General features: G+C 66.1%; 8 protein-coding genes. 3 read left to right on the top strand and 5 right to left on the bottom strand.

The annotated features are described in order from the left end of the window. Positions 1–2: 2 nt before the first annotated feature. Complete coding sequence (locus tag F0Q45_RS23770) at positions 3–971, top strand: LysR family transcriptional regulator (protein ID WP_149656239.1); 969 nt, start codon at positions 3–5, stop codon at positions 969–971. 17 nt (positions 972–988) lie between these two features. Then, on the top strand, positions 989–1,207 hold the full coding sequence (secE2, locus tag F0Q45_RS23775) for a calcium dodecin (RefSeq protein ID WP_149656240.1): 219 nt from the start codon (positions 989–991) through the stop codon (positions 1,205–1,207). A gap of 86 nt (positions 1,208–1,293) precedes the next feature. On the opposite strand, the gene F0Q45_RS23780 is transcribed toward secE2, so the two are convergent. From F0Q45_RS23780 to ttfA, 5 genes are read right to left on the bottom strand one after another with little or no spacing between them, the layout of a single operon-like run. Further along, positions 1,294–1,941 (bottom strand): TrmH family RNA methyltransferase, encoded by a 648-nt coding sequence (locus tag F0Q45_RS23780; RefSeq protein WP_149656241.1) that lies wholly within the window; start codon positions 1,939–1,941, stop codon positions 1,294–1,296. Beyond that, positions 1,938–2,822, bottom strand: a complete 885-nt coding sequence (locus tag F0Q45_RS23785; RefSeq protein ID WP_373425078.1) for a hypothetical protein — start codon at positions 2,820–2,822, stop codon at positions 1,938–1,940. Before F0Q45_RS23785 ends, F0Q45_RS23780 begins: the two co-directional genes overlap by 4 nt. Positions 2,823–2,841: 19 nt before the next feature. Beyond that, positions 2,842–3,381 carry an orotate phosphoribosyltransferase gene (pyrE, locus tag F0Q45_RS23790; RefSeq protein WP_149656243.1) on the bottom strand — a complete coding sequence of 180 codons (540 nt, stop codon included), beginning with the start codon at positions 3,379–3,381 and terminating at the stop codon, positions 2,842–2,844. After that, the gene (locus tag F0Q45_RS23795) at positions 3,368–4,141 is read right to left on the bottom strand and encodes an SDR family NAD(P)-dependent oxidoreductase (protein WP_149656244.1); all 774 of its coding nucleotides are present in this window, start codon (positions 4,139–4,141) and stop codon (positions 3,368–3,370) included. Before F0Q45_RS23795 ends, pyrE begins: the two co-directional genes overlap by 14 nt. Positions 4,142–4,185: 44 nt before the next feature. Further along, positions 4,186–5,040 carry a trehalose monomycolate transport factor TtfA gene (gene ttfA / locus F0Q45_RS23800; RefSeq protein ID WP_149656245.1) on the bottom strand — a complete coding sequence of 285 codons (855 nt, stop codon included), beginning with the start codon at positions 5,038–5,040 and terminating at the stop codon, positions 4,186–4,188. Between the two features lie 160 nt (positions 5,041–5,200). Between ttfA and F0Q45_RS23805 the strand changes: the two genes are divergently transcribed. After that, positions 5,201–5,641: a DsrE family protein gene (locus F0Q45_RS23805; RefSeq protein ID WP_223163945.1), complete on the top strand. Its 441-nt coding sequence runs from the start codon at positions 5,201–5,203 to the stop codon at positions 5,639–5,641. Positions 5,642–5,734: the final 93 nt, after the last annotated feature.

A 5,734-nucleotide genomic window follows, 5' to 3' on the forward strand; every position in this document is an offset into this window, starting at 1 on the left:
TCATGACTCCGGCTCAACTTCGGGCCTTCTCGGCGGTGGTGCGGCTGGGCTCGGTGCGCGCGGCCGCAGCGGAACTGGGCCTATCCGACGCCGGAGTGTCGATGCACATCGCGGCGCTGCGCAAAGAACTCGACGATCAGCTGTTCACCCGGACCGGCGCCGGGCTGGCCTTCACCCCCGGAGGTCTGCGTCTGGCCAGCCGCGCGGTGGAAATCCTGGGTCTGCAACAACAAACCGCGATCGAGGTCACCGAGGCCGCGCATGGTCGTCGGCTGCTGCGCATTGCCGCGTCGACCACGTTCGCCGAACACGCCGCACCGGGCCTGATCGAGCTGTTCTCGTCGCGGGCCGACGATCTGTCCGTCGAGTTGAGCGTGCACCCAACGAGCCAGTTCGGCGAGCTGCTCAGTTCGCGGGCTGTCGACATCGCGATCGGCCCGGCCAGTGAGAGTTCGATCGGTTCCTCCGATGGCGCGCTGTTCGTGCGGCCCTTCTTGAAGTATCAGATCATCACCGTGGTCGCGCCCAATAGCCCTCTGGCTGTTGGTATTCCGACACCTTTTCTGTTGCGTCACCAACAATGGATGTTGGGTCCGTCGGCCGGCAATGTGACCGGCGAGATCGCAAGCATGTTGCGGGACTTGGCAATTCCGGAGGCGCAACAACGAATCTTTCAAAGTGATGCCGCCGCGCTGGAGGAAGTGCAGCGCGTCGGCGGTGTTGGGTTGACCATCGGCTTCGCGGTCGGCAAAGATCTAGCCGCGGGGCGGCTGGTCCACGTCACCGGTCCTGGACTGGACACGGCGGGCGAATGGTGTGCGGCAACACTGCCGCCGGCAGCGCGCCAACCCGCGGTTTCCGAACTGGTCCGCTTCATCACCACGCCGCGCTGCATTCAGGCGATGATTCGGGGCAGCGGAGTCGGCGTCACACGGTTCCGGCCGAAGGTCCACGTCACCTTGTGGAGTTAGCTATACGCTGTACCTCCATGAGCGTGTACAAGGTGATCGACATCATCGGGACCAGCCCCACCTCCTGGGAGCAGGCGGCCGCCGAGGCGGTGCAGCGGGCGCGGGAAAGCGTCGATGACATCCGGGTGGCCAGGGTGATCGAGCAGGACATGTCCGTGGACAGCACCGGCAAGATCACCTACCGCATCAAGCTGGAAGTCTCGTTCAAGATGAGGCCGGCGCGACCGCACGAGTAGATTGCCGCCGACTGTGCGTCCAAGGCGGAGAATTCGCTAAATGCCCGCCCGCACCGCGCACTCAAAGCCGTAGGCGCACACGCGATTCACCAAGCGCGGGACAGGTCGGCGTGCTGGCGGATCCAGGCGTGCATCGCGATCCCGGCCGCCACCCCGGCGTTGATGCTGCGGGTCGAGCCGAATTGAGCGATTGACACTGTCAATGCCGCTCCCGCGCGCGCGTCCGCGGTGATACCCGGCCCCTCCTGACCGAACACCAACAGGCAATCCCGCGGCAGCGTGGCCTCCTCCAGCCGCACCGCGCCGGGCACATTGTCGACGGCCACCACAGTCACACCAGCCGCCGCCGCGAAATCCAGCAACTCAGCAGTGTTGTCATGATGGCGCAACCGCTGATAACGGTCGGTCACCATGGCACCCCGACGATTCCACCGCCGCCGCCCCACAATGTGCACAGTGTGCACCGCAAACGCGTTCGCAGTGCGCACCACCGAGCCGATGTTGGCGTCATGGCCGAAATTCTCGATCGCCACCTGCAGCGGATGGCGGCGCCGATCGATATCGGCAACGATCGCCGCCCGGGTCCAATACCGATAGGCGTCAACAACATTGCGAGTATCGCCGTCGCGCAACAACTCTGGGTCATACCGCACGTCGGCGGGCACATCACCCACCCAGGGGCCGACACCGGTCACCGGTGTAGACCCCCACTCGGTAGGACCCGACCCGCTCACCGCGCCGTCCACACCGCGGCGTGGGTACCCACGATGGCCACCGTCGCATACAGCAATGCCTGGTTGATCTCACCCTGGGTGCACAGCGAGGCATTGACAAGTACCGCGTCACGCGACGCCTCCGGCAGGATCAGCACCGACGTACCGTACTTCGCACAGGCCGGGCTCAAGCCGAGACCCGGCAACGTCGGCGCCGCCAGCACCATCAACGGGCCACCCCGGGCCGCCGAATCGTCGCGATAGCGGGCCGCCAGGGCGTCGACCTCCAACCCCAGCAGCATGTAGCCGTTGCCGGTGAACGCGGTCGGGTCCGACAGCTGGGCTGTGGTCAGCTGCTTACCGTCGGCGCGCCAGGCCGACACGCTTGTGGTCTTGACCACCAGGCCGGTGTCGTTCTGGTTGGTCGGCAGCATCCCCACCGGGAACGCGGCCGGGTAGGCCGCCGCGGTGTTGGCGATCCGATCATGCGGCGAATAGGCGTATACACCGCGAACGGCGCTGCGGTCGGTCAATGGGCCCAGACACACCGTTCCGGTGAGCCGGTTCGGCGGCGCCGATAGCGGCGTCGCGATGCCGTGCCCCTTGGTCATCGCATCGTCGCAGCTGCCTAGGCCATTGGACTCCATCGGGTGAGCGAGCGCCCCGTAGAGGCCGTAACGGATGTCCTCCGGTTTGGCGTGTGGCGCCTGCGGATCCGACGCGGAGGCATCGACGTCGACCAGCACATAGTCGCCGGCCCAGCGCAGATTCGACACCGCCATATTCCAGCCCAGCACGGCCAGCGCTTCCCCCAGCCGGGCGCTCTGGGCGCCGTAGATGCGGTTGGGTGTCGAACTCGAGCAGCCCACCAGACAGCACCACGTCGCGACCAGAAGAACCAGAACGCGCACAGCCAGCGGCCTAGCCCAGCCCGAGATCCGCCAGGCACAGCACGCTGCGGTAGGGCAAACCCGCTGCCCGAATCGCCTCACCCGCGCCCGTCGCGCGGTCCACCACCGTGGCCACGCCCACCACCTCACCACCCGCGTCCTGGACGGCGCGCACCGCTGTCAATGCGGAGTTGCCGGTGGTACTGGTGTCCTCGACCACCAGCACCCGTTGACCGGAAACCTCGGATCCCTCGATAAGGCGTTGCATGCCATGGCTTTTCGCTGCCTTGCGGACCACGAACGCATCTATCGGGCGGCCAGCGGCGTGCATGACGGCGGTCGCCACCGGATCGGCGCCCAACGTCAGGCCACCCACCACCGTGTAGGCCCAGTCGGCGGTGAGCTCGCGCATCAGCTTGCCGATCAGCCTCGAGGCCCGGTGGTGCAGGGTGGCGCGGCGCAGGTCGACGTAATAGTCGGCCTCCTTGCCCGAGGACAACGTGACGCGGCCGGGCACCACCGACAACTGACGCACCAGCCGCGCAAGCTCGTCCCGCTCAGGTTCGGCCACGGCCGCCGCCTAGTCGCTTGGTCATGGCCCGCATCAGAGGGCGCGGCATCATTCGCCCGGCGGTCACGATCACCTGGTAGTGCAGGCCCGGAATGCTGACTACCGTGCCGCGGGCGATATCGGCCAGGCTTTGACTGACCACCTCATCGACCTCGAGCCACATAAACGATGGCAGCTTGGGCGCCCCGATACCGGCCCGGGTGTGAAACTCGGTGTGCACGTAGCCCGGGCATACCGCGTGCACACCAACGCCGGTGCCCTGCAGGCCGACGGCCAGGCCTTCGCTGAACGAAACCACCCAGGCTTTGGACGCCGAGTAGGTCGATCCGCGTCCTGGTATCAGCCCGGCGACGCTGGCGATGTTGATGATGGTGCCCGCGCCTGCCTCGAGCATCGGCGCTAGCGCGGCTCGGGTGAGCTGCATCACCGCGGTGACGTTCACGTCCAGCTGCGCCTGCAGCAGGGCGGGGTCGGCCGTCCAGAATTCCCCGGAGGTGCCGAAGCCGGCATTGTTCACCAGGACTTGCACCCCGGTGCACAGCCGCTCGACAACCTTGTCGCGGCCGGCAGCGTGGGCTAGGTCGGCAGGCAAGATCTCGACGCTGCCGGCCTCGGCCTCTAGCTCCCCCGCTAGTTGCTGCAACCGCTCGACATCACGGGCGACGAGCACCAGGCGGTAGCCGTCGCGTGCGTACCGTCGCGCGTAGCCCGCGCCGATTCCGGAGGTCGGCCCGGTAATCAGCGCAACGGGGCGTGGCATGAGCGACAGTGTACTGACCGGGCACTGACGCCCGGGGGCTGCTATCAGTGCTGGTAACGCGTGGCCCGCTGGCCGTTGCGGCCCGCTGAGGGCGGGCGCCGAACGGTCTCGGAACGGCCTTCGTCGCGGCGCACCGGTTCGACTCGCCGCGCTGGATCGGACATCAGCCCGGCGGCTGGGTCGACCTGCGCGCGGCGCGGCGGCAACTCGGCCTGACGGGGGGGAGCGAGCGGGCGGCTCGGTGCTGCGGTAGGCGCCGGTTCTTTGCTCTCTTGAGAGCTCTGCTCCTGGGGCAGCGGTGGCAACACTCGCAATAGGTCGTTGAACTGGCGCACGGTGCGCAACCCCTCGTCCCACTGGGCGCGGGTGCTCGAGATCGGCATGCAGACCAATGTCCAGTTCTGCTCGTTCCACATGATCTCGGCGCAGTCCGGTGCTGTGTGCGCGAAGGTCACCATGCGCCGGTCGCAGGCTCGCCGGGCCGCGTCCAGATTGGTGGAGTACACCATCCGCGGCCCGATGGCACCGAGCAACCAAATGTCGCTTTCCCGTGGCTCTTTGAGCCCCTTGAGCCGCAGATCCACTATGACATTGGTGCCCAATTTGCGGTGCAGGGCGATCACCGTGGCGACTTCCTCGAGATCGAAAATGTAGACCGCCTCGCCGCGGATCTGACCCAACACGACGTTCTTAGCCGGGACATCGCCGACCGTGGACATCACGCCGCGCTTCCAGCGGTGCAAAATGTCAGTCGACTCGCGCTCGTAGTCGAAGCCGTGCGACCGCGCCCAGGACTTGCGGCGCCTGCTGCGGCCGCGGCGTCGGTCGATGTCGACGTACAGCAGCACCGCCGCACCGACGAAGCACAGTGCGGAGAGGGTGAACCAAAGCGGGACCATTGCAGCACAGCCTATCTGCTGTCCGCACCGAAATCAGAATCCGACCAGGTCACAACCGAATCACAGGACGTAGAGCTAGGGCGCGTCGCACGCGAGGGTGAATCATTGCCGACGTCGAATCCGCACTATCGAAGTCACACCATCGAGACAGGAGTCAGCCGTGTCCCTTCCGGACAAGACGCTGCACATTGACATTCCGGTCGAACTCGACGAAGTCAAGGTTGTGTTCAGCGTGGCATCGCTGACGTTCGAGGGCGACATGCCGGCTGTGCTGTTCCACGTGGGTATCGTCGTCAACGACGCGGCGGCCTGGCAGGCGACATCCCAGGTAGTTGCGGTGTTTCACACCAATGCAGGGCACGTGACATTGGACGACGAGGCGTACAACACCAACCGCCATGTTGCTACCGGCAATCCCTACAAGCAGGTGATTGCCGGCCTCATCGCCAAGGGAGCGAAATTCGAGCTGTGCGGCGCCACCGCCAAGGCCATGGGTTGGGGCAACGCCGATTTAGTTCCCGGCATCAAGATCAACCGGAATGCCATGGCCCGATTGACCCAGCTGGTGCAGCAGGGCTACGTAAAGATCTCGGAAGCCTAAACACCGAGTGCCCGCTTGCGGCTTCTAGTGCGCGTCCAGGGCGGAAGGATGGCCTCAGACCCCGCCCTTGCCGCACACCGAAAGCCATCAGCG

This window comes from Mycobacterium simiae (assembly GCF_008370645.1).
GTDB lineage: Bacteria > Actinomycetota > Actinomycetes > Mycobacteriales > Mycobacteriaceae > Mycobacterium > Mycobacterium simiae_A.